General features: G+C 67.7%; 20 protein-coding genes and 5 tRNA genes. 9 read left to right on the top strand and 16 right to left on the bottom strand.

What is annotated here, in order from left to right; translation table 11 throughout:
• Nucleotides 1-175: 175 nt before the first annotated feature.
• Genes ACNJ7K_RS20200 through ACNJ7K_RS20180 form a run of 5 tightly spaced genes read right to left on the bottom strand, consistent with a single transcriptional unit; the run spans nt 176 to nt 3,588 of the window.
• A complete protein-coding gene (locus tag ACNJ7K_RS20200) occupies nt 176-583 on the bottom strand; it encodes an arsenate-mycothiol transferase ArsC (RefSeq protein ID WP_487042003.1) in 408 nt (135 codons plus the stop codon).
• Nucleotides 584-605: 22 nt separating this feature from the next.
• Nucleotides 606-1,664, bottom strand: coding sequence for an ArsO family NAD(P)H-dependent flavin-containing monooxygenase (locus ACNJ7K_RS20195; RefSeq protein WP_487042005.1), 1,059 nt, complete (start codon nt 1,662-1,664; stop codon nt 606-608).
• A gap of 14 nt (nt 1,665-1,678) precedes the next feature.
• Nucleotides 1,679-2,092: an arsenate reductase ArsC gene (locus ACNJ7K_RS20190; RefSeq protein ID WP_159416663.1), complete on the bottom strand. Its 414-nt coding sequence runs from the start codon at nt 2,090-2,092 to the stop codon at nt 1,679-1,681.
• A 3-nt stretch (nt 2,093-2,095) separates the two neighbouring features.
• A complete protein-coding gene (gene arsB / locus ACNJ7K_RS20185; protein ID WP_159416664.1) occupies nt 2,096-3,193 on the bottom strand; it encodes an ACR3 family arsenite efflux transporter in 1,098 nt (365 codons plus the stop codon).
• Nucleotides 3,190-3,588 carry an ArsR/SmtB family transcription factor gene (locus ACNJ7K_RS20180; protein ID WP_159416665.1) on the bottom strand — a complete coding sequence of 133 codons (399 nt, stop codon included), beginning with the start codon at nt 3,586-3,588 and terminating at the stop codon, nt 3,190-3,192. Before ACNJ7K_RS20180 ends, arsB begins: the two co-directional genes overlap by 4 nt.
• Nucleotides 3,589-4,380: 792 nt before the next feature.
• Here ACNJ7K_RS20180 and ACNJ7K_RS20175 point away from each other — a divergent pair.
• Together ACNJ7K_RS20175 and ACNJ7K_RS20170 are read left to right on the top strand one after the other, a co-directional pair.
• Nucleotides 4,381-4,545: a hypothetical protein gene (locus ACNJ7K_RS20175; protein ID WP_159416666.1), complete on the top strand. Its 165-nt coding sequence runs from the start codon at nt 4,381-4,383 to the stop codon at nt 4,543-4,545.
• Nucleotides 4,546-4,589: 44 nt separating this feature from the next.
• Complete coding sequence (locus ACNJ7K_RS20170; protein WP_487042092.1) at nt 4,590-5,252, top strand: class I SAM-dependent methyltransferase; 663 nt, start codon at nt 4,590-4,592, stop codon at nt 5,250-5,252.
• Between the two features lies 1 nt (nt 5,253).
• Here ACNJ7K_RS20170 and ACNJ7K_RS20165 read toward each other — a convergent pair whose 3' ends face one another.
• From ACNJ7K_RS20165 to ACNJ7K_RS20130, 8 genes are all read right to left on the bottom strand, one after another.
• Nucleotides 5,254-6,345 carry a glucosidase family protein gene (locus tag ACNJ7K_RS20165; RefSeq protein ID WP_159416668.1) on the bottom strand — a complete coding sequence of 364 codons (1,092 nt, stop codon included), beginning with the start codon at nt 6,343-6,345 and terminating at the stop codon, nt 5,254-5,256.
• Nucleotides 6,332-7,063 (bottom strand): class I SAM-dependent methyltransferase, encoded by a 732-nt coding sequence (locus ACNJ7K_RS20160; protein WP_159416669.1) that lies wholly within the window; start codon nt 7,061-7,063, stop codon nt 6,332-6,334. The genes ACNJ7K_RS20165 and ACNJ7K_RS20160 overlap by 14 nt, the downstream gene beginning before the upstream one ends.
• The gene (locus ACNJ7K_RS20155; protein WP_159416670.1) at nt 7,057-8,295 is read right to left on the bottom strand and encodes a glycosyltransferase family 4 protein; all 1,239 of its coding nucleotides are present in this window, start codon (nt 8,293-8,295) and stop codon (nt 7,057-7,059) included. The genes ACNJ7K_RS20160 and ACNJ7K_RS20155 overlap by 7 nt, the downstream gene beginning before the upstream one ends.
• 222 nt (nt 8,296-8,517) lie before the next feature.
• Nucleotides 8,518-8,591: transfer RNA gene (locus ACNJ7K_RS20150), tRNA-Asp, on the bottom strand.
• Between the two features lie 85 nt (nt 8,592-8,676).
• Nucleotides 8,677-8,753, bottom strand: a tRNA-Phe gene (locus ACNJ7K_RS20145).
• 39 nt (nt 8,754-8,792) lie between these two features.
• Nucleotides 8,793-8,866, bottom strand: a tRNA-Asp gene (locus tag ACNJ7K_RS20140).
• A 54-nt stretch (nt 8,867-8,920) separates the two neighbouring features.
• Nucleotides 8,921-8,993, bottom strand: a tRNA-Glu gene (locus tag ACNJ7K_RS20135).
• A 100-nt stretch (nt 8,994-9,093) separates the two neighbouring features.
• Nucleotides 9,094-9,753, bottom strand: a complete 660-nt coding sequence (locus ACNJ7K_RS20130) for a TetR family transcriptional regulator (RefSeq protein ID WP_487042091.1) — start codon at nt 9,751-9,753, stop codon at nt 9,094-9,096.
• Nucleotides 9,754-10,085: 332 nt separating this feature from the next.
• Here ACNJ7K_RS20130 and ACNJ7K_RS20125 point away from each other — a divergent pair.
• Nucleotides 10,086-10,158: transfer RNA gene (locus ACNJ7K_RS20125), tRNA-Lys, on the top strand.
• 85 nt (nt 10,159-10,243) lie between these two features.
• Here the strand turns inward: ACNJ7K_RS20125 and ACNJ7K_RS20120 are convergent.
• Nucleotides 10,244-10,882 carry a hypothetical protein gene (locus ACNJ7K_RS20120; protein ID WP_088897466.1) on the bottom strand — a complete coding sequence of 213 codons (639 nt, stop codon included), beginning with the start codon at nt 10,880-10,882 and terminating at the stop codon, nt 10,244-10,246.
• Between the two features lie 185 nt (nt 10,883-11,067).
• Here ACNJ7K_RS20120 and ACNJ7K_RS20115 point away from each other — a divergent pair, with 185 nt between their 5' ends.
• From ACNJ7K_RS20115 to phoU, 6 genes are all read left to right on the top strand, one after another.
• Complete coding sequence (locus ACNJ7K_RS20115) at nt 11,068-11,529, top strand: hypothetical protein (RefSeq protein WP_016695567.1); 462 nt, start codon at nt 11,068-11,070, stop codon at nt 11,527-11,529.
• An 86-nt stretch (nt 11,530-11,615) separates the two neighbouring features.
• The gene (locus ACNJ7K_RS20110; RefSeq protein WP_230788178.1) at nt 11,616-12,215 is read left to right on the top strand and encodes a DUF937 domain-containing protein; all 600 of its coding nucleotides are present in this window, start codon (nt 11,616-11,618) and stop codon (nt 12,213-12,215) included.
• Nucleotides 12,216-12,419: 204 nt separating this feature from the next.
• Nucleotides 12,420-13,373, top strand: a complete 954-nt coding sequence (locus ACNJ7K_RS20105; RefSeq protein ID WP_088897468.1) for an acyl-ACP desaturase — start codon at nt 12,420-12,422, stop codon at nt 13,371-13,373.
• Nucleotides 13,374-13,540: 167 nt separating this feature from the next.
• Nucleotides 13,541-14,683 (top strand): tRNA dihydrouridine synthase DusB, encoded by a 1,143-nt coding sequence (gene dusB / locus ACNJ7K_RS20100; protein WP_016695570.1) that lies wholly within the window; start codon nt 13,541-13,543, stop codon nt 14,681-14,683.
• An 831-nt stretch (nt 14,684-15,514) separates the two neighbouring features.
• Nucleotides 15,515-17,428 carry an LCP family protein gene (locus tag ACNJ7K_RS20095; protein ID WP_419150176.1) on the top strand — a complete coding sequence of 638 codons (1,914 nt, stop codon included), beginning with the start codon at nt 15,515-15,517 and terminating at the stop codon, nt 17,426-17,428.
• Nucleotides 17,429-17,513: 85 nt separating this feature from the next.
• Complete coding sequence (phoU, locus tag ACNJ7K_RS20090; RefSeq protein WP_120281475.1) at nt 17,514-18,236, top strand: phosphate signaling complex protein PhoU; 723 nt, start codon at nt 17,514-17,516, stop codon at nt 18,234-18,236.
• A 72-nt stretch (nt 18,237-18,308) separates the two neighbouring features.
• Here phoU and pstB read toward each other — a convergent pair whose 3' ends face one another.
• Complete coding sequence (pstB, locus tag ACNJ7K_RS20085) at nt 18,309-19,085, bottom strand: phosphate ABC transporter ATP-binding protein PstB (RefSeq protein ID WP_159416675.1); 777 nt, start codon at nt 19,083-19,085, stop codon at nt 18,309-18,311.
• A 45-nt stretch (nt 19,086-19,130) separates the two neighbouring features.
• The gene (gene pstA / locus ACNJ7K_RS20080) at nt 19,131-20,054 is read right to left on the bottom strand and encodes a phosphate ABC transporter permease PstA (RefSeq protein ID WP_060651906.1); all 924 of its coding nucleotides are present in this window, start codon (nt 20,052-20,054) and stop codon (nt 19,131-19,133) included.

The raw sequence follows: 20,054 nt of genomic DNA, 5'->3' as shown, positions 1-20,054 counted from the left end.
ACCTTCGGCTCGAGCCCACAGCATCTCGACGATCCGGCCACCGCCGTGGGTGGCATGTGCTGCGGCACCGCCGCCCCGGCCGAGGACACGCAGCAGGCTTCGGCCGCACCGTCCTGCTGCTGAACGGCTTCCCTCGAGGTCGGCCACCGGATTCGGGTGGCCGACATCGGTGTCTTCAGCGACGGAGCCGGTCGGCAAGGTCGGTGACACGAGCGGCGATGTCGTCGCGGACCAGCCGCATCCGTTCGATGCCGACGATGCCGCGCTCGGACGGCTCGTCGGTGTCCCAGTTCTCGAACTGTGTCCCGGCCACCGGCTCGAGGTGGGCTTCGCGGCCGAGGGTGACCACGAGATCGACGTCGCGGACCAGGTCGGGGTCGACCGGTGTCGGGGTCTGGCCGGTGATGTCGACGCCGACCTCGAGGAGCACTTCGGCCGCCAGGGCATTGATGCCGGCACCGGGTTTCGTACCGGCGGAGTGCACCGTAACGGTGTCGCCGGCGGCGGCCCGCATCAGGCCGGCGGCCATCTGGGACTTTCCGCCGTTCTTCACACAGACGAACAGCGCCGAGGGTGTGCTCACGGTCGAGGTCCTTTCACGCAGATCAGGTGTCGAGGTCGAGATCGAGGTCGAGGTCGGCGACGGTGGCCTTGGCGGTGCGGCCGACGCCGAGGATGGTGGCCGAACCGGGACCGGTCCAGTCGCCGTAGCCGAGCAGATGCAGGCGCGATTCCTTGAGCGAGCGGGTGCCGGCGACCGGCACCGTGCCGGTGTGATCGCGCAACCGCAACGGCCGCAGATGCGCGAGGGCGGGCCGAAATCCCGTGGCCCACACCACGACATCAGCCCGCTGGTGGCGCTGTCCCCAGGCGATGCCGTCGACGGTGAGCCGATCGAACATCGGCAGCGCGGTCATGACGCCACGCTCACGGGCGGCAAGCACCTCCGGGACCATCACAATGTCCCCCAGGGCGGCGATGCCGCCGGGATCGGTCCGTCCGGCAGCCAGGGCCACTGCACGGCGGGAGGCGAGCTCGAACAACGCCCGGCCATCGACGCCATCCGGCAGGAACCGCGGGGGCCGGCTGGTGACCCAGATGGTTCTCGCGGTAGTGGAGATCTCGGCGACGAGTTGAGCCGCGGAGTTGCCACCCCCGACCACCACGACGTCCGAGCCGGTGAACTCGGCCGCGCTACGGTAGTCGACGGTGTGCAACTGCCGCCCGGTGAACACCTTCATGCCCGGATAACTCGGCCGAAACGGTCGCTGCCAGGTACCAGTGGCGCTGATCACCCGCCGCGCCCGCCACTGCCCGCGGTCGGTGTCGACCAGCAGATCAGGGCCGTCGCGCCGCACCGCCTGCACCCGCACCGGCCGCTCGATCGGCAGGCCGTAGCGGGCTTCGTAGGCGGTGAGATAGTCCACAACATGCCGTGCAGGCGGGAAACCGTCCGGCCAGCGCGGCATCGGCCACCCCGGCAGCGACGCGAATTCCGCCGGGGAAAACAGCCGCAGCGACGGCCACATGTGCGGCCACGCCCCACCCGGCCGTTCCTGGTCGTCGAGGATCACGAAGCGGTGCCCGGCCCGCCGCAGGTAGTAGCCGGCAGCCAGACCCGCCTGCCCACCGCCGACCACCACGACATCGACGTTCGTCGTCATCGAAGAGCCTCCTGTCAGCGCGGGGAAGACGGGGCGGTCAACTCGGCGATGAGGGCTTCGACCTTGGCCTCGATCTCGTCCCGGATCGAGCGCACCGCTTCGAGGCCCTGCCCGGCCGGGTCGTCGAGCACCCAGTCGCGGTAGGACTTGCCGGGGAACACCGGGCAGGTGTCCCCGCAGCCCATCGTGATCACCACATCCGATGCCTGCACCGCCTCGGTGGTGAGGATCTTCGGATTCTCGGTGGAGATGTCGATGCCGACCTCGGCCATCGCCGCGACCGCGGCCGGATTGACCTGCTCGGCCGGGGCGCTTCCGGCGGAGCGCACTTCGATCCGGTCCCCGGCCAGGGCGGTGAGGAACCCGGCAGCCATCTGGGAGCGGCCGGCGTTGTGGACACAGACGAACAACACACTCGGTGCGCTCACGGATCAGCCCTCTCTCGATGTGGGTACCTGTGGCGACTCGCGGCGGGCGAAACGGTTGCGCAGGGCAAGCGAAACATAGACCAGCGCAACAAGAACCGGGACCTCGATGAGCGGTCCGACCACCCCGGCCAGAGCCTGACCCGAGGTCACCCCGAAGGTGCCGATCGCCACCGCGATGGCCAGCTCGAAGTTGTTGCCGGCCGCGGTGAACGCGAGGGTGGTGGTGCGTTCGTAGCCGAGGCCGATCGCGGCGCCGAACAGGTATCCGCCGCCCCACATGATCGCGAAGTACGCCAGCAGCGGCAGCGCGATCCGCACGACGTCCAGCGGTCGGGAGGTGATCTGCTCGCCCTGCAACGCGAACAGGATCACGATGGTGAACAGCAACCCGTAGAGTGCCCACGGCCCGATCTTCGGCAGGAAGGTGTCCTCGTACCAGGTGCGGCCCTTGGCTTTCTCACCGAAGTGCCGGGTGAGGAACCCTGCGACCAGGGGAATGCCGAGGAAGATCAGCACCGACTTGGCGATCTGCCACGGCGACACATCCAGGGCGGCCTGTTCGAGACCCAGCCAGCCGGGAAGCACCGACAGGTAGAACCAGCCGAGCACGGCGAACATGATCACCTGGAAGACCGAGTTGATCGCCACCAGCACCGCCGCGGCTTCCCGGTCACCGCACGCGAGGTCGTTCCATATGATCACCATCGCGATGCAGCGAGCCAGACCCACAATGATCAGGCCGGTGCGATATTCGGGCAGATCCGGCAGCATCAGCCAGGCGAGCGCGAACATCAGTGCCGGGCCGAGGACCCAGTTGAGGATCAGCGACGAGATCAACAGCTTGCGGTCGCCGGTGACGGTGTCGAGACGGTCGTAGCGCACCTTCGCCAGCACTGGATACATCATGATCAGCAGACCGAGGGCGATCGGCAGGGAGATGCCGTCGATCTCGATGAAACTCAACGCTTCACCCAGGCCGGGAATCATCCGGCCGAGCAACAGGCCGACGACGATGGCGGCGCCGATCCACACGGCCAGGAACCGGTCGAGGGTCGACATCTTCCCGACGACCGCCTGGTGCTCGGTGTTCGTCGCGGTCATCGCGTCGCCTCCGCGGCATCGTCGACCACGGTGCAGTCCGAGCCGGGCACGACTCCCCGTTCCGGGGACAGGACGGCCGACAGCTGGGCCAAGGCAGAGGGGATCACCCGGTAGTACACCCAGGTGCCACGGCGTTCGCAGTCGAGCAGGCCGGCCTCGCGCAGCACCTTGAGGTGATGCGAGATGGTCGGCTGGGACAGGTCGAAGGCCGGGCTGATGTCGCAGACACAGCTTTCGCCGCCCTCATGGCTGGCGATCAGGCTGAGCAGCCGTAGGCGTACCGGGTCTCCGATCGCCTTGAACATCCGGGCCAGGTCTGCGGCCCAGTCCTCCGTCAGAGGTTCCCGTACCAGTGGTGCGCAGCAGAGGTCACCACTATCAGTTTGAATCGACACCCATCAATATTGACACTGATCGAATCAGCCGACAAATCGTCTTGCCACATCCGGTCAGGGCAGAACCTCCTCCCACAGAACCTGACGGTTCACATTCCTAGGATCACCGCCCATGACAACCAGTACCCAGTTCACGCCTTCTCGTGAACGGCTCCTCGAGCTCATCGACGAACTGTGGAACGGATGGAATCGGTTCTTGAACCGAGACCCCAATCGTTGTGCCGACCGCGGGATACCGAACATCCACTGACCACAGCCGTGGTCATGGCCTATGAAACAGCGATCACCGCGCATTGGCTCGCCGAGGTGGGAGATTCGCGGTGATCTCCGTCAGTCCCCCGTACAACGAGTCCGGTGGCGGCGGCACGGCGTGTCCCGTCGTAGCCCGGTCGACAGATCGCATCTGGTCGGTCCTCGCGACCGTCGACGAGTCGACGCCCGAGGATCTTTCGTTCGCGGAAGCTGACCGGACGGCTCGCGACCTACCTGCAGGGCTGTGGTGACGTGCTCGTGCGTGCGAACAGCTGGGATCCTCAGGTACTGCACCGTTTCAGGGACGACGCGCAGGTCCGTGCTCATTCCGGACCGATCGACGCGGCGCCCACCGAAACGGCGCCAAGCCCACCGAGCTCGCCCCGGTCGCCGCCGCGTGGCGGACGACCCGCGACCCCGAGCGTTTCGCACCTCTACCCGCAAACCCCGGCCGGAGCGCACGATGACCGATCTGTAGTTGTCGGTGGACGACCTGACTCCCGAACGACTCTCGGCCGTGCTCGGTGGCACGGTACGCACGTGCAGGTCGAGCGGATCGGAACGGGCCGGATCGCCACGAGGACCGAGCGCGGCGACCGCATGTTCGCGGTGATGGTCGAGCGGTCGTGCGCCGCGATCCGCGATCTCGACAGTCTCACCGTCGTGTCCGAGAGCATCGGACGCCGCGATCGGTCGGTAGGGTGACTCGGGATACACCGCATCACGCGAGAAGAACGGAGATCCATCCGATGTCCCGCACCACCCTGCCCCGCGAGGCGATCGAACTCGCCGAGGCGACACCGGGTTTCATGCCCCAGGACGAGGGAACCGCACTGCACGAGGCTGCGGTGCAGTATCTCGGTGACGGCGTCGGCGTCGAGATCGGCACCTACTGCGGCCGCTCGACCGTGTATCTCGGAGCTGCGGCCAAGACGACCGGCGGCACCATCGTCACCGTCGACCACCACCGCGGTTCGGAAGAGCATCAGCCCGGCTGGGAGTACCACGATCCGTCGCTGGTCGACCCGCACACCGGCCGCCTCGACACGGTCGGCGCGCTGCGGCACACCCTCGCCGACGGCGACCTCGAATCGCACGTCGTCGCGGTGGTCGGCAATTCTCCTGTGGTGGCGTCGTTCTGGCGCACCCCCGCATCGTTCGTGTTCATCGACGGTGGACACAGCAGCGAGGCGGCCCGGGCGGACTACGACGGCTGGGCGAGATGGGTGCGCATCGGCGGCGCCCTGATCATCCACGACGTCTTCCCCGACCCGAAGGACGGCGGCCGGCCTCCGTACGAGATCTACTGTCTCGCACTGGAGAGCGGCGAGTTCATCGAGAAGTCGGTGACGTCCTCGCTGCGCGTCCTCGAACGCACCGCCGGCACGGTCGGATCCCTGCCCGGCAGTTGAACTACGGGACGAGCACCGGGCAACGTTCGGTGCAGCGGTCGGCGCCCACCTGGTCGGCGGGTGCCGCCGCATCCCGGAAGATCGCGTTTCCTCCCGTCGTGCGCGAGAGCGCATCGGCGGCGAGGATCACCGCTGCGCTGGTCCAGGAACTGACCTCCACCGGCCACCGCTTGCCGTCGGCGTAGACCAGACCGGTCCAGTACGAACCGTCCGGGTCGCGCAGATGCTGCATGGCCGCGAACAATTCGCGGGCACGCCCGGCGTGGCCGAGTGCGTCGAGCGCCAGGACCAGTTCACACGTCTCGGCTCCGGTGACCCACGGACGATGGTCGACGCAACGGATCCCGAGCCCGTCGACGACGAAATCCGACCAGCGCTCGCGGATCCGTTCGTGCGCGTCGGTGCCGCGCACCGCTCCCCCGAGGATCGGGTAGTACCAGTCCATCGAGTACTCGGGCTTGGGTGTGAACGCCTCGGGGTGCCGACGCAGAGCGTGGCCGAGACGGATCAGCGCGACCTCCCATTCGGGTTGCGCCTCACCGACCAGGTCGGCGATCCGCAGACCGCACCACAGACTCTGGTGGATACTCGAGCAACCAGTGAGCAGCGCTTCGTCGAACATTCCGCCGTCGCCTCGCGCCCAGGAGATCTGGCCGCCCGGCAACTGCATGTCGACCACAAGGTCGAGCGCTGCCCGCACCGTCGGCCACATGTGCTCGGCGAACCCGCGATCGCCCGTCACGAGATGGTGGTGCCATACGCCCACGGCGATGTAGGCGGTGAAATTGCTGTCGGTGTCGTGGTTCTCGACGATGTCGCCGCGGAACTGGATGGGCCACGACCCGTCGGCACGCTGTGTCCGCCGCGACCACTCGAAGGCGGCGTCCGCCTCTTCACGTAAACCGATGGCGGTCAACGCCATCGCGGATTCGATGTGATCCCACGGGTCGATGTGCCCACCGGGGAACCACGGGACGGCTCCCGAGGGCTCCTGCATCCGCGCGATGGCCCGGCCCGTCGCCAGGCTCTGTTCCGGCGACAGAACACCCGGCACCGACGGCACCGTCACGCGCGCGGATTCACCGCGCCGCACCGGCGTTTCCCGGCTTCTCGAGGTAGAACACGACACTCTTCCCGATAACGGGATCGAGGATCTTCTCGGCCGTGCGGGTGATCCACGGGGCCTTCATGAGATCCCAGACCAGCAGCCGGTGGTACGCCTTCGTCAGCGGATTGTCGTCGTTGTCGACGCCGACGGCGCACTTGAGCCACCAGTACGGCGCGTGCAGCGCGTGGGCGTGGTCGGTGCCCGAGACAGTGAGACCCGCGGCGGCGAGTTTCGCGGCGAGTTCGTCGGCCTTGTAGATGCGGATGTGCCCGCCCTCCACCTCGTGGTAGGCGTCCGACAGTGCCCAGCAGATCTTCTCCGGCAGCCAGCGCGGCACGGTCACGGCCGCGACACCACCGGGCTTGAGGACCCGGACGAGTTCGGCGATGGCCCGTTCGTCCTCCGGCACGTGCTCGAGCACCTCGGAAATGAGCACGAGATCGAAGGTCGCGTCGGCGTACGGCAGCGCGAGCGCGTCGCCGACCTCGGCCCGGGCCAGCGCACCCTCGGGGACCTCGCCTTCGAGTTCCATCGCGACGAACATGTCGGCGACGGCCTTCATGTCGTCGGCGTTCTGGTCGAAGGCGACGACATCCGCGCCGCGGCGGTACAGCTCGAAGGAGTGGCGCCCCGCGCCGGCCCCGATGTCGAGAGCGCGTATCCCCGGTACGACGCCCAGGCGGTCGAAGTCGACGGTCAGCATCCGTTCTTCCCCTCTCGATGCGCGGCGATCGCCTTGTCGTAGATCGCGGCGGTCTGCGCGGCCACGGCCGCCCAGCTGTAGCGTTCGAGCACCCGGTCGCGGCCCTTCGCGCCGAGACGCCGACGCTCGGCCGGGTCGTCGAACAGGCGCGCGAGCCCCGCTGCGAGCTGTTCGGCGTCGCCCGGGGGCACGAGCAGACCGGCGTCCCCGACGACCTCGGGGATGGCCCCGGCGCGGCTCGCGACGAGCGGTGTTCCGCACGACATCGCCTCGACGGCCGGCAACGAGAATCCCTCGTACAGCGACGGCACCGCCGCGACCTCGGCGGAGGCGAGCAGGTCGGCGAGTTCGGTGTCGTCGATCCCGGAGACGGTGCGCACGACGTCGCCGATCGCGAGTTCGTCGATGAGCTTCTCGGTGGCGCCGCCCGGGGCGAGCTTCGAGACGAGGACCAGTTCGATCTCGCGTTCGGTGCGCAGCTTCGCGACCGCCTCGAGCAGGGTGGGAACACCCTTGAGCGGGGCGTCGGCGCTCGCGACGCAGACGATCCGGCCGGGAACGCGCTCGTCCTTCCGCGGCGCGAACACCTCCGTGTTCACGCCGAGCGGGATCGTGTGGATGCGTTCGGATTCGATCCCGAAGGCCGTGCGGATGTCGTCGGCCGAGTTCTCCGACACCGTGAGCAGCGTGGGAATCTGCCGGGCCACCTTCTCCTGCATGCGCAGGAATCCGTACCAGCGCCGGAGCGTGATCCTACGGCGGAGGGTGGTCGCGGAGGCGAGATCGAGTTCGCGGTCGCGGGTGATCGGATGGTGGATCGTCGCAACGAGGGGAAGGTCCTCGGCGATGCGCAGCAACCCGGACGCGAGCGACTGGTTGTCGTGCACGACGTCGAAGTCGCCGAGGCGGTCGCGCAACAGTCGTGCGGCGCGCAGACCGAAGGTGCGCGGTTCGGGGAAACCGGCGGTCCACATGGTGGCGACCTCGAGGACGTCGATCCAGTCGCGGTACTCACCCGGTTTCGGGGTGCGGAACGGATCGTCGTCGCGATAGAGATCGAGACTGGGCACCTTCGTGAGCGTCACGCCGGGGTCGAGCTCGGGGTACGGCTGCCCGGAGAACACCTCGACGGTGTGTCCCTGGGCGACGAGTTCGCGACTGAGATGGCGAACGTAGACCCCCTGACCCCCACAATGCGGCTTGCTCCGGTACGACAACAGAGCTATGCGCACATTCCACCTCGGGGTTCGCTCGGAGGGCCAGGTCGCTCGGACAGATGTCCACTAGTTGTGTAGGGCACACACTAGAACATGTTTTGTGTCCTCACGATAGCGAGCCGGACCGCACCCGGTGCGGATCGGCGATGCGAGTGGGACGGCGAGCAGACACCGCCTGCGAACGGCTGACGACGACGAAGCCCCGGTATCGATGTGATACCGGGGCTTCGCCTGGAGCGACCCTGACGGGACTCGAACCCGCGACCTCCGCCGTGACAGGGCGGCGCGCTAACCAACTGCGCCACAGGGCCATGAGGAACCGAAGTTCCCACAGCTCGACCCACCGCAACCGGTGGGTCGAAGATATGAAATTGATGGTTGTTCGCCGGACAACCGTGGTGGCCAGGGCCGGGATCGAACCGGCGACCTTCCGCTTTTCAGGCGGACGCTCGTACCAACTGAGCTACCTGGCCGGACGGCACCCGAACCGAATGCCGATCGAAACTCTGGAGCGACCCTGACGGGACTCGAACCCGCGACCTCCGCCGTGACAGGGCGGCGCGCTAACCAACTGCGCCACAGGGCCATACATATTCACTTCTCACACCAAGATACTGCACACTTCGACGAGGTCGAAGCGTACCCCCTACGGGATTCGAACCCGCGCTACCGCCTTGAAAGGGCGGCGTCCTAGGCCGCTAGACGAAGGGGGCCCGATCGGATTTCTCCGAACCGCACCCTCAACGGGTTTGGCGTTCCGTTGGGAGCTTGGACAGCTTATGCCACGGCATTCGCGAATCACAAATCAGCAGGTCAAGTGGCCGATTCGTCGTTGTCGGGCCTGCTCGGCCAGCCCTTCTCCCGCCACTGCGCGAGCCACTGCTCCGACGCCATCGCCTCGAGCGGCACCTCCACGCAGGCCTCGAAGCGTGCGCGGACGTCGGTCTCCGGCGCCGTGAGGTCGGCGAGATAGCGCTGACCGGCGAGCGACGACGCGATCGCCTCGACGAAACGCCGGAGGTCGACATCGGGCCGGAACAGGCCCTTCTCCTGCGCTTCGCGCGCCAGCTGGTGGCCGGCCCGCCCCCATAGGACGCTGCCGCGCAGCCTGACCTCCTCCGCGAACTCGGGTTCGGTGACCAGACGGAACTCCGCGGCGATGACCACGTCGTCGTGCAGAGCCGCACCGAGATCACCGACGAGACCGTGCAGCCGCTCGAAGGGGTCGAGATCGGGGACGTCCATCCACCTGCCGACGATGGCACGGTAGTGCTCGAGTCCTTCGTCGAGTACCGCCCGGGCCAGATCCTCCTTGGACGCGAAGTGGAAGTACATCGCACCCTTGGTCGCGTTCGACTGCTCGAGGATGGCGTTGATCGATGCTGCGGCGAAACCTCGCCGCGCGAATTCGGTGGCTGCCGATCGGACGATCGCAGCCCGCGTACGACGCGCACGCTCCTGTTGACGGGGCATGGGGAAATTCAGCCTTCCACGTTCCTGTGTTCCCCCACGAGACAACTCTAGTCTGCCCCCACAATCCCGGCTCCGGGCCGTGTTCCACCGGGTGAAATGTGAAATCCCACCCCCCGGGGCCCGGGTTTCCACAGAACACACCGAGTGGTACGCTTTGTCCGGCTCGGGTGCGAAGCAGGGGGTGGGCACCCGGGCCTCTTTCCATTGGTCACCGGCAGCGTCCGCACCGCCGGATGTCCGATATCATCGATCGCGCAGCGTGGCTCACCCTGTGATGTGGTCACCGCACCATGCGGTGTGGTCACTGCGGTGTGGTTACACTGTGCGCCCATGCCCCTATAGCTCAGTTGGTAGAGCTACGGACTTTTAATCCGCAGGTCGTAGGTTCGAGCCCTACTGGGGGCACCGGCAACGCCGGCGTCGTACGCGACGCCGGCGTTCGTCGTTCCGGAACGTTCCGCAGCCTGGTCGGAGACGGCGCGGTCCTTCGTCAGAGACGGTGGGAGCCGGGCGGGACGTCGTCGGTGTTCCTGCCGAGTTCCCTCTCCGCCTCACGGCGCGCTTCGAGACGCTCCTGCTCGATCCGGCGCTGTTCGAGATCCGTGCGGGCCTGCTTCAGATCACGTCCGCGCTTGCGGTAGCGGGTGAGCGCGACGACGAAGATCACCGCGAGCAGAGCTCCGACGATCGCACCGATCAACGTGGCGCCGCGGAAACCCGGCGCGTCCACGTCGAGGATCCGCTCCCCCGCATGCGCACCGTTCCCGGTGCCCAGCACGACCGCCAGGGTCATGAGGTTCGGCAGGGCGACCACCAGCGCGAGCACGCCGAAGGCGATCTGCAGCCCGCGGCTGTACCTCCAGTTGCGGACCTGCCAGATCCATGCGAGCAGCGCGATGGGGATCGCCGTGCAGAGGATGCCGAAGAGCAGACCCCACAGCACTCCGCGCGCGAAGCCACCCTCGGCGAGGTTTGCGATCCGCTGCGCCCACCAGCGAGGAACGAACGCCGCCAGGGTGTAGTAGGCGATGACGAGCACGATCAGCGCCACGACCACGGCGATGGTCTTCTTCGCCCACGGCGGCAAGCTTTTCCGCGAACCCGCTTCGTCGACATTCATGTCCGTCATTTCGAACCCTTCTCGCCGATCGGTACGTGCACCTGCCGTGCGCATCTCAGCCTACGGACCACCGCATTCGGGGCAGTGCATTCGGGCAGGTCTCTTCGCACTGCGAATTTCACCCGGTGCGGTTGCCCGTCTTTGTATACGGTGAGCCGCAGGGGTAATCGAATGTTCATCGTCCGGGGAGGAACATGCGCAGTTTCGTGGACCTGGGCCTGTTCCTGGCCGCCGTCGCTCTGGGAATCGGGTCGGTGTTGCCGGTGGTCGGCGGGATACGACCCACCGAGATTCCCCTGTCGGCGCTGCGCGACGGTTTCCCCGACGGCGATCTCGCCGGAGTCGCGGTCCCGGGTCTGCCGCTGTACGAGTCCCTCGCGGTACCGCTGGTCGTGGCCGCGGTCCTGCTCCTCGCCGCCGCACTGTTCGATTCGGTGGCCGTCGGCTGGGCCGGGACGCTGATCGGTGTCGCGACGGCGGCGGTGTTCTGGACGCGCCTGTTCCAGACCCACGGCGAATACGTCGAACTCAATCGCAGTACGACACTGACCAATCAGAACGGGACCGTGCTCCTGCTCAGCGGCACGCTCGTCGCGCTGCTGTGCTGCCTCATCGCGCTGCGCCGTTCGTCGACGAGCGCCGCCTCGCTCGATTGACGCCTCCCGCTGGAACGGGCCTCGTCCCGATACTCTCTCGGCACCGGGTGGCCGCTTCGGGGCACCCACGAGTCAAGGCAGGAACGATGGCAAGTCTCGACGATCTGATGTCCCGCATTCCCGTCGACCAGGTGGCGCAGCGGCTCGGTGTCGACAACGCGACGGCGGAGACGGCCGTCCGCGCAGCGCTCCCCACCCTCGTCGGTGGTCTCGACGCCAACGCCCAGAACCCGACCGGGGAGGCGTCGCTGCTCTCCGCGCTGGGCAAGCACTCCGAGTCGAACCTGGCCGAGGGCGCGGTCGACGTCGACGGGATCGACACCGAGGACGGCGACAGGATCGTCTCCAACGTCTTCGGCGACAAGAAGGACCAGGTGATCTCGACCCTCGGTTCCGTGAACGGCGCCGGCGGGAACGATCTGATCGCCAAGGTCCTGCCGATCATCGCCCCCATCGTGCTGTCCTATCTCGCCAAGCAGATCGGCGGCGCGGGAACGAACACCGCGAGCGCCCCGCAGGGTGGAGGTCTCGCCGATCTCCTCGGGGGTCTGCTGAAGAACGCCGGGGGCGGATCGGCTACCTCCGGCGGTGGGATCGGCGACGTCCTCGGCAGCGTGCTCGGCGGCAACTCGGGTGGCGGACTCGGCGGTCTCCTCGGTGGACTTCTCGGTGGCGGCAAGCGCTGAGCCCCGCTGGAACAGCACGTTCCGCTCGTCCGTGTGATATGTCACGAGCGGGACGGTGCTGTCGTCGGACGGTCCGGACCTGTACCGTGATCCGGGCGAATACGGGGGGCCACCGGACACCGCGTGCCGCGGCGACGAACGGCCGGGCTCCCCTCCTCCGTAGGCCGGCGGAGTACACGGACACGATGTGAGGGGTAGAAGAGCATGACGCGAGTCCTGACTCAACTGGAGCTGCTGCGAGAGCTGGAGCCTGTGGCCGAAGCGAACCTCAACCGGCATCTCTCGATGGCGAAGGACTGGCATCCCCACGACTACGTGCCGTGGGACGAGGGCCGGAACTTCGCCGCGATGGGCGGTGTCGACTGGGAGCCGGAGCAGTCGAAGCTCGACGAGGTCGCCAAGGCGGCGATGATCACCAACCTGCTCACCGAGGACAACCTGCCCTCCTATCACCGGGAGATCGCCGAGAGCTTCTCGCGCGACGGCGCCTGGGGCACCTGGGTCGGCCGGTGGACGGCGGAGGAGAACCGTCACGGCATCGTCATGCGCGACTACCTGGTCGTCACGCGCGGTGTCGATCCCGTCGCGCTCGAGAACGCCCGCATGGAGCACATGACGAACGGCTTCTCGTCCCCCAACTCGACGGGCATGCTCCACTCCGTCGCCTACGTGACCTTCCAGGAGCTCGCGACCCGCGTGTCGCACCGCAACACCGGCCGTGCCTGCGACGACTCGATCGCCGACAAGATGCTCCAGCGCATCGCCGCCGACGAGAACCTGCACATGATCTTCTACCGGAACATCTGCGACGCGGCGATCGACATCGCACCGGCGCAGACGCTCGCCGCGATCGTCGAGGTGCTCGAGAACTTCCAGATGCCCGGCGCCGGCATGCCGAACTTCCGTCGCAACGGCGTGCTCATGGCCAAGCACGGCATCTACGACCTGCGTCAGCACCTCGACGACGTCGTGATGCCGGTGCTGCGCAAGTGGAGGATCTTCGAGCGCGATCTCGGCAGCGAGGCGCAGCAGGATCTCGACAAGCTCGGCAACTTCCTCGACGAACTGGGACGTCAGGCGGGGCGGTTCGAGGAGATGCGCGATCGCTCCCTCGCCCGCGAGGCCGCCAAGCGGGAGAAGGTGGGCGCGGACGCCTGAGTCCCTATGTGTGCGGACGCCCGAGTCCGGATGCACACAGCCGCCCGAGTCCGGCGGAGGTTATCCTGTGCCCGGTGCCGTTTTCGGTGCCGGGCACAGTCGTTTCCGCAGCCCATCACTGACGGGCACGCTATTTCTTTGTCACACAACGTTTTCCAGAGGTACCCATGTCTTCCCTCCGTATCGGCCCGCTCGAACTGAACAGCCCGGTCGTGCTGGCGCCGATGGCGGGAGTGACGAACGTCGCATTCCGCACACTGTGCCGCGAACTCGAACTCGAACGCGCCGGCAGCACGTCGGGCCTGTACGTCTGCGAGATGGTCACCGCCCGCGCCCTCGTCGAGCGGCATCCGGTCACCATGCACATGACGACCTTCGGCCCCACCGAGACGCCGCGGTCGCTGCAGCTCTACACCGTCGATCCCGACACGACCTACGCGGCGGCGAAGATGATCGTCGACGAGAACCTCGCCGACCACATCGACATGAACTTCGGATGCCCGGTCCCGAAGGTGACCCGCAAGGGCGGAGGGTCCGCTCTCCCCTACAAGCGCCGGTTGTTCGGGCAGATCGTCGCGGCCGCCGTCCGCGCCACCGAGGGCACCGACGTCCCGGTCACGGTCAAGTTCCGCATCGGGATCGACGACGAACACCACACACATCTCGACGCCGGTCGCATCGCGGCCGCCGAGGGCGCCGCGGCCGTTGCCCTCCATGCCCGGACCGCTGCGCAGCGGTACTCGGGAGCGGCCGACTGGGACGAGATCGCACGGCTGAAGGAGCACGTCACCGACGTGCCCGTGCTCGGCAACGGCGACATCTTCGACGCCTCCGACGCCGAGAAGATGATGGCGCAGACCGGTTGCGACGGCGTCGTCGTCGGTCGCGGTTGCCTCGGACGTCCGTGGTTGTTCGCCGAACTGAGCGCCGCGCTCGGTGGTCGCCCGATCCCCACCCCGCCGAATCTCGGCGAGGTGACGCAGATCATGCGGCGGCACGCCGAACTGCTCGCCGATCACCACGGCGAGGATCGCGGTCTGCGCGACATGCGCAAGCACATCGCCTGGTATCTGCGCGGTTTCCCTGCGGGGTCGGAGATCCGCAACGGTCTCGCCCGGGTGTCGACGCTCGCCGAACTCGACGACCTGCTGGGCAAACTCGACCACGACGTACCCTTCCCCGCCGATGCCGAAGGCCCGCGGGGACGTCAGGGCTCCCCGAGCAGCGTCGCTCTGCCCGACGGCTGGCTCGACGATCCCGAGGACACCTGCGTGCCCGAGGGCGCCGACATGATGCACTCGGGCGGGTAACCCGTCCCGGCACGTAGTCCCGGACGACAGACGGATCGACCGATGGATGTCGTGCGACACAGCCGCGTCACGATCACATGCAACAGACGATCAGTATCATTGCGGAGTCCTCGCGACGGTCGCCGGTGAGCGATCACGTGGACGACGACGGATGACGAGGCGGCGCGACCGCGGAAAGAGCAGGTATCGGTGGACGAGGAGCACGAGACAGGATCCCCGGATCCTCGCGCTCCCTGGGAACGGCCGATAGCCGACAGCAGCTACCGCGAATCCCGCTCGTCCCGCCGCAGCCGCTCGGGTGGGGTGCACCGCTCCGACGACACCGATCCCGATTCGCGTCGCCACGAGAGTGCACGCAACCGCCGGGCCGCGGACTCGGACGATCCGGAGCAGCTCACGGTCGCCGAACTGCTCGACAAGATGGGACGACGATCCGATCCGTCCCCCCGGTCGGATCCGCCCACCGATCCGCCCCACACGTCCACCTCGTCGTTGCCCCCGGCTCGTCCCCGCGACCCGGAATCCGCCCGGCACGTCGCGGCCGAGGACGCTGCCGGTCGAGCGGAGCTGCCGCGCAGGACGCCGCCTCCGGCTGCGCCGACTCCTTCGGGACCTCCCAGCCCTCCGGTGCCGCCTCCTTCGGGACCTCCCAGCCCTCCGGTGCCGACTCCTTCGGGACCTCCCAGCCCTCCGGTGCCGCCGACTTCTTCGGGACCGCCGACCACGGTTGTCCCACCGGTGCAGCCCGGTGCTCCCCGCGTGCCGCCGGGACCGTCCCGGACTCGGCCGCCGGAGAAGCCCGTCCCGCCGCGCAGCCAGGCGTCGGACCGGATGGCGGGCCCCCCGCCTGCTCCGCCCTCGGTACCGACTCCCCCGCCCTCGGCCCCGCCCCCGCGAGCAGTGCCTCCAGCGGACTCACGCCCAGCGCCTCCGGTGGACTCACGCCCGGCGCCTCCGGTGGACTCACGCCCGGTCCCGCCTGCAGAGCCACGTCCACCGGTCGAGCCCCGTCCGGCGCCCCCCGTCGGACCCCCGCAGACACCTCCCCCGCGAGAGCAACCCCCGATCGCGGACGAACAGCCGACCGTCAAGATCGGTGCGGTGTCCCCCGAGGGCGCTGCGTCGCCCGCCGAGGACGACAACGACGACAAGGCGACGGACGAGAAGGCGCACGGCTCCGCTCGGCCCCGCACGGTGGGCAACGCCGGTCTCGGCCGGCTCGCGCAGAGCAAGCAGCGCAAGCGGAAGCGTCTGAGGTTCGCGGCGAGAGCAGCGGTGGCGTTCGTCTCGGTCCTCGCGCTCCTCGGTAACGGTGCGGTGTGGGGATACGTCCGGTCCACGGAGGCCGGCTTCTCCCAGATCGCCGCGCTGGACACCGAATCGGAGGACATCGTCGACCCGGTCGGTCAGACCGGCGACGAGACCTATCTGATCATCGGCACCGACACCCGCGCCGGTGCGAGCGGTGAGATCGGCGCCGGGACCGTCGAGGACGCAGAGGGCGCTCGTGCCGACACCGTCATCCTCGTCAACATCCCCGCCGACCGCAGCCGCGTGGTCGCGGTGTCGTTCCCCCGCGACCTGGACGTCGAGCGACCGGTCTGCCGCGGATGGGACAGCGCGACCGGCGAATACGATTCCGAGCTGTATCCGGCCGCCGAAGGCGACAAGCTCAACGCGACCTACGCCCTCGGCGGACCGAAGTGCCTGGTCAAGGTGATCCAGAAGATGTCCGGATTGAAAATCGGCCATTTCGTGGGCATCGACTTCGCCGGCTTCGAATCGATGGTCGACGAGATCGGCGGCGTCGAGGTGTGCAGCTCCATACCGTTGTACGACAACGAACTCGGTCCCTTGATCGAAACTCCCGGCACCCACACGCTCGACGGCAAACGGGCACTCGATTACGTCCGCGCCCGCAAGATCGACCAGGAGGGCAACAGCGACTACGGCCGGATCAGCCGGCAGCAGAAGTTCCTGTCGTCGCTGCTGCGCTCGACGTTGTCGAACAAGGTGCTGTTCGATCCCGGGAAGCTCAACGGCTTCATCAGCGCCTTCACCCGCGCGACCTTCGTCGAGAACGTCAACGCGGAGTCGCTCGTCAAACTCGGGCGTTCGATGCAGAACGTCGAGGCGGGTGCGGTGTCCTTCCTGACCATCCCCACGGCCGGTACCAACGACTGGGGCAACGAGATTCCGCGCACGGACGACATCAAGGCGATCTTCACCGCGATCATCGACGATCTTCCGCTGCCGGGTGAGAAGCGGGAGGAGGACCCGACGGAGGTCGCGGCCGCTCCCCCGGCCGAACCGCTGCCGGCGCAGCTCGCTGTCGATCCGTCGACGGTGTCGGTGCAGGTCTCGAACGCGTCGGGTCTGTCCGGGCTGGCGGCCGGCACCGCCGAGGAGGTCGCCGCCTACGGCTTCCCGGTCTACTCGATCGGCAACTACGCCTCCGGGACGAGCAAGCAGACCGTGATCCGCTTCAGCGAAGGCCAGGAGACCGACGCCGCGACGGTGGCCTCGGCTTTCCCCGGTGCGGTGCTGCAGGAGGCTCCTCCATCGGCCCAGTTGGGCAGCATCGTGGAGATCGTCCTGGGTACCAGCTTCGACGGCACCGTCGTCGCTCCCACCCCCGCGGGCACGCCACTCGCCCCGATGCAGATCCAGACCCGGTCGGAGTCGTCGGTCGAGCTCCCCGCCGATCTCGCGATCACCAACGCCGCCGACGATCTGTGCACGTAGACACCACTGTTCGGCCGTCGACGTTCACCTGTGGTTCATCCGATGCTCGCCGTTCGGACCGCTCGAGGTCGTAGGCTGTGCCATTATGCGCGTCGTCTACAACGAACAGATGGGCGAACTCGGTGATCTCCTCGGGGAGATGGCCGGGCTCGCCGGGACCGCGATGGAGCGGTCCACCAGAGCTCTTCTCGAAGCCGATCTCGCTCTCGCCGAGCAGGTGATCGACGAGCACGAGAAGATCACCGAACTCGGCGCGATCTGCGAGGAGAAGGCGTTCCAGCTGCTCGCCCTGCAGGGTCCGGTCGCCGGCGACCTGCGTGCCGTCGTCAGCGGCATCCAGATCGTGGCCGACATCGACCGCATGGGTGCGCTCGCACTGCACATCGCGAAGGCGACCCGCCGACGCCATCCCAAGCACGTGCTCCCCGATGAGGTGAAGGGCTACTTCGCCGAGATGGGACGGATCGCGGTCGCCCTCGGTGCGGCCACACGGGAGATTCTCGAGACCCGTGATCCCGCCCGGGCCGCCCGCCTCCACCACGAGGACGAGGCGATGGACGATCTGCACCGCCACCTGTTCACCGTGCTCATGGACCGCGAATGGGAGCACGGCGTCGCAGCCGCCGTCGACGTCACGCTGCTCGGCCGCTTCTACGAGCGGTTCGCCGATCACGCCGTCGAGGTGGGTCGCCGCGTCATCTTCCTCGTGACCGGCAAGCTCCCCACCGAGGAGGAGATCCGTCAGCTCGTGGAGAAGGTGGACAGTCTGACCGTCTACCCGGAGAACCACCGAGCGCAGAACCACTGAGCGCGGAAGCATACGAACGACGAGACCCCGACCGGACGGATCCGGTCGGGGTCTCGTGTAGGTAGTGGCGGCTCAGCCGAAGCGGCCGGAGATGTAGTCCTCGGTGGCCTTCTTGCTCGGGTTCGAGAAGATCTTCTCGGTGTCGTCGATCTCCACCAGACCACCCGGGCGGCCGGTTGCCTCGAGGTTGAAGAACGCCGTCTGGTCGCTCACGCGCGCGGCCTGCTGCATGTTGTGCGTGACGATGACGATGGTGAAGTCCTTCTTCAGTTCACCGATCAGGTCCTCGATGGCCAGCGTCGAGATGGGGTCGAGAGCCGAGCACGGCTCGTCCATGAGCAGGACGTCGGGCTGGACCGCGATGGCGCGGGCGATGCACAGACGCTGCTGCTGACCACCGGACAGGCCACCGCCCGGCTTGTCGAGGCGGTCCTTGACCTCGTTCCACAGGTTGGCGCCGCGCAGCGACTTCTCGGCGATCTCGTCGAGGGTCTTGCGGTCGCGCACACCCTGCAACTTGAGGCCGGCAACGACGTTGTCGCGGATCGACATCGTGGGGAACGGGTTGGGACGCTGGAAGACCATGCCGATCGTCTTGCGCACACCGACCGGGTCGACGTTCTGATCGTAGATGTCCTCCCCGTCGAGGAGGACGGATCCCTCGACACGGGCGCCGGGTGTCACCTCGTGCATGCGGTTGATCGACCGGAGCACGGTGGACTTGCCGCAACCGGACGGGCCGATGAAGGCGGTGACGTTCCGCGGCGGCACGGACAGCGTCACGTCGGCCACGGCGTGGAACTTGCCGTAGTAGATGTTGACGTCCTTGAGATCCAGACGCTTGGCCATTACCGGCTCCCTACTGGTGTATCGATGTGAGAAGAGGTCTGTGGGTTACTTCTTGCCGACCTGCGAGTACCGGCTGATCAACTTGGCCGCGATGTTGAGGACCGCGATGACCAGGATCAGGGTGAGCGCGGCGCCCCAGATGCGCTGCGAACCGGCGTCGGTCGGGTTGTTCATCTCGGCGACCATGACACCCGGGAGGGTGCCCTGCTCACCGCCGAACAGGTCGAAATTGATGAAGGGCGCGTAGCCGACGAGGATCAGCAGCGGTGCCGTCTCGCCCATGACGCGGGCCAGGGCGAGCATGATGCCGGTGATGATGCCGGCGAGCGAGGTGGGCAGGACGATGCGCGCGATGGTCTTCCACTTGGGGACACCGAGGGCGTAGGACGCTTCGCGCAGGTCCTGCGGGACGATGCGCAGCATCTCCTCGGTGCTGCGCACGACCACCGGCACCATGAGCAGAACGAGCGCGAGCGACACCGCGAAGCCCGACTTGGGCATCCCGAAGGTCGACACCCACAGCGCGTAGATGAACAGTGCCGCGACGATCGACGGGACACCGCTGAGGATGTCGACCATGAACGTCGTGATCCGGCCGAGCCGCGACCGGCCGGCGTACTCGACGAGGTAGATCGCGACGAAGACGCCGAGCGGGATCGAGATGATCGCGCAGACGAGTCCCTGCAGGAGGGTGCCGACGAGGGCGTGGTAGATGCCGCCGCCCATCGACGAGGACGTCAGTCCGCTCAGCGAGTGCGTGAACCAGGTCGGCGAGATCAGGGCCGGCAGGCCCTTGGCGACGACGGTGAACAGCACCCAAGCCAGGGGGATCAGCGCGACGACGACCGACAGCGTGACGAGCACCGTGGCTGCGGTGTCCTTGACGCGGCGGCGTCCGCTGACCCGCTGGAAGGCCGGGGGCTTGACCGGCGAGGAGAGCGCGGTGGTCGACGTGGTGGTGGTCGACAT

The sequence above is a fragment of the Rhodococcus shunpengi genome, assembly GCF_048381395.1.
Classification (GTDB): Bacteria; Actinomycetota; Actinomycetes; order Mycobacteriales; family Mycobacteriaceae; genus Rhodococcus.
This window is presented reverse-complemented; position numbering and strand designations above follow the sequence as displayed.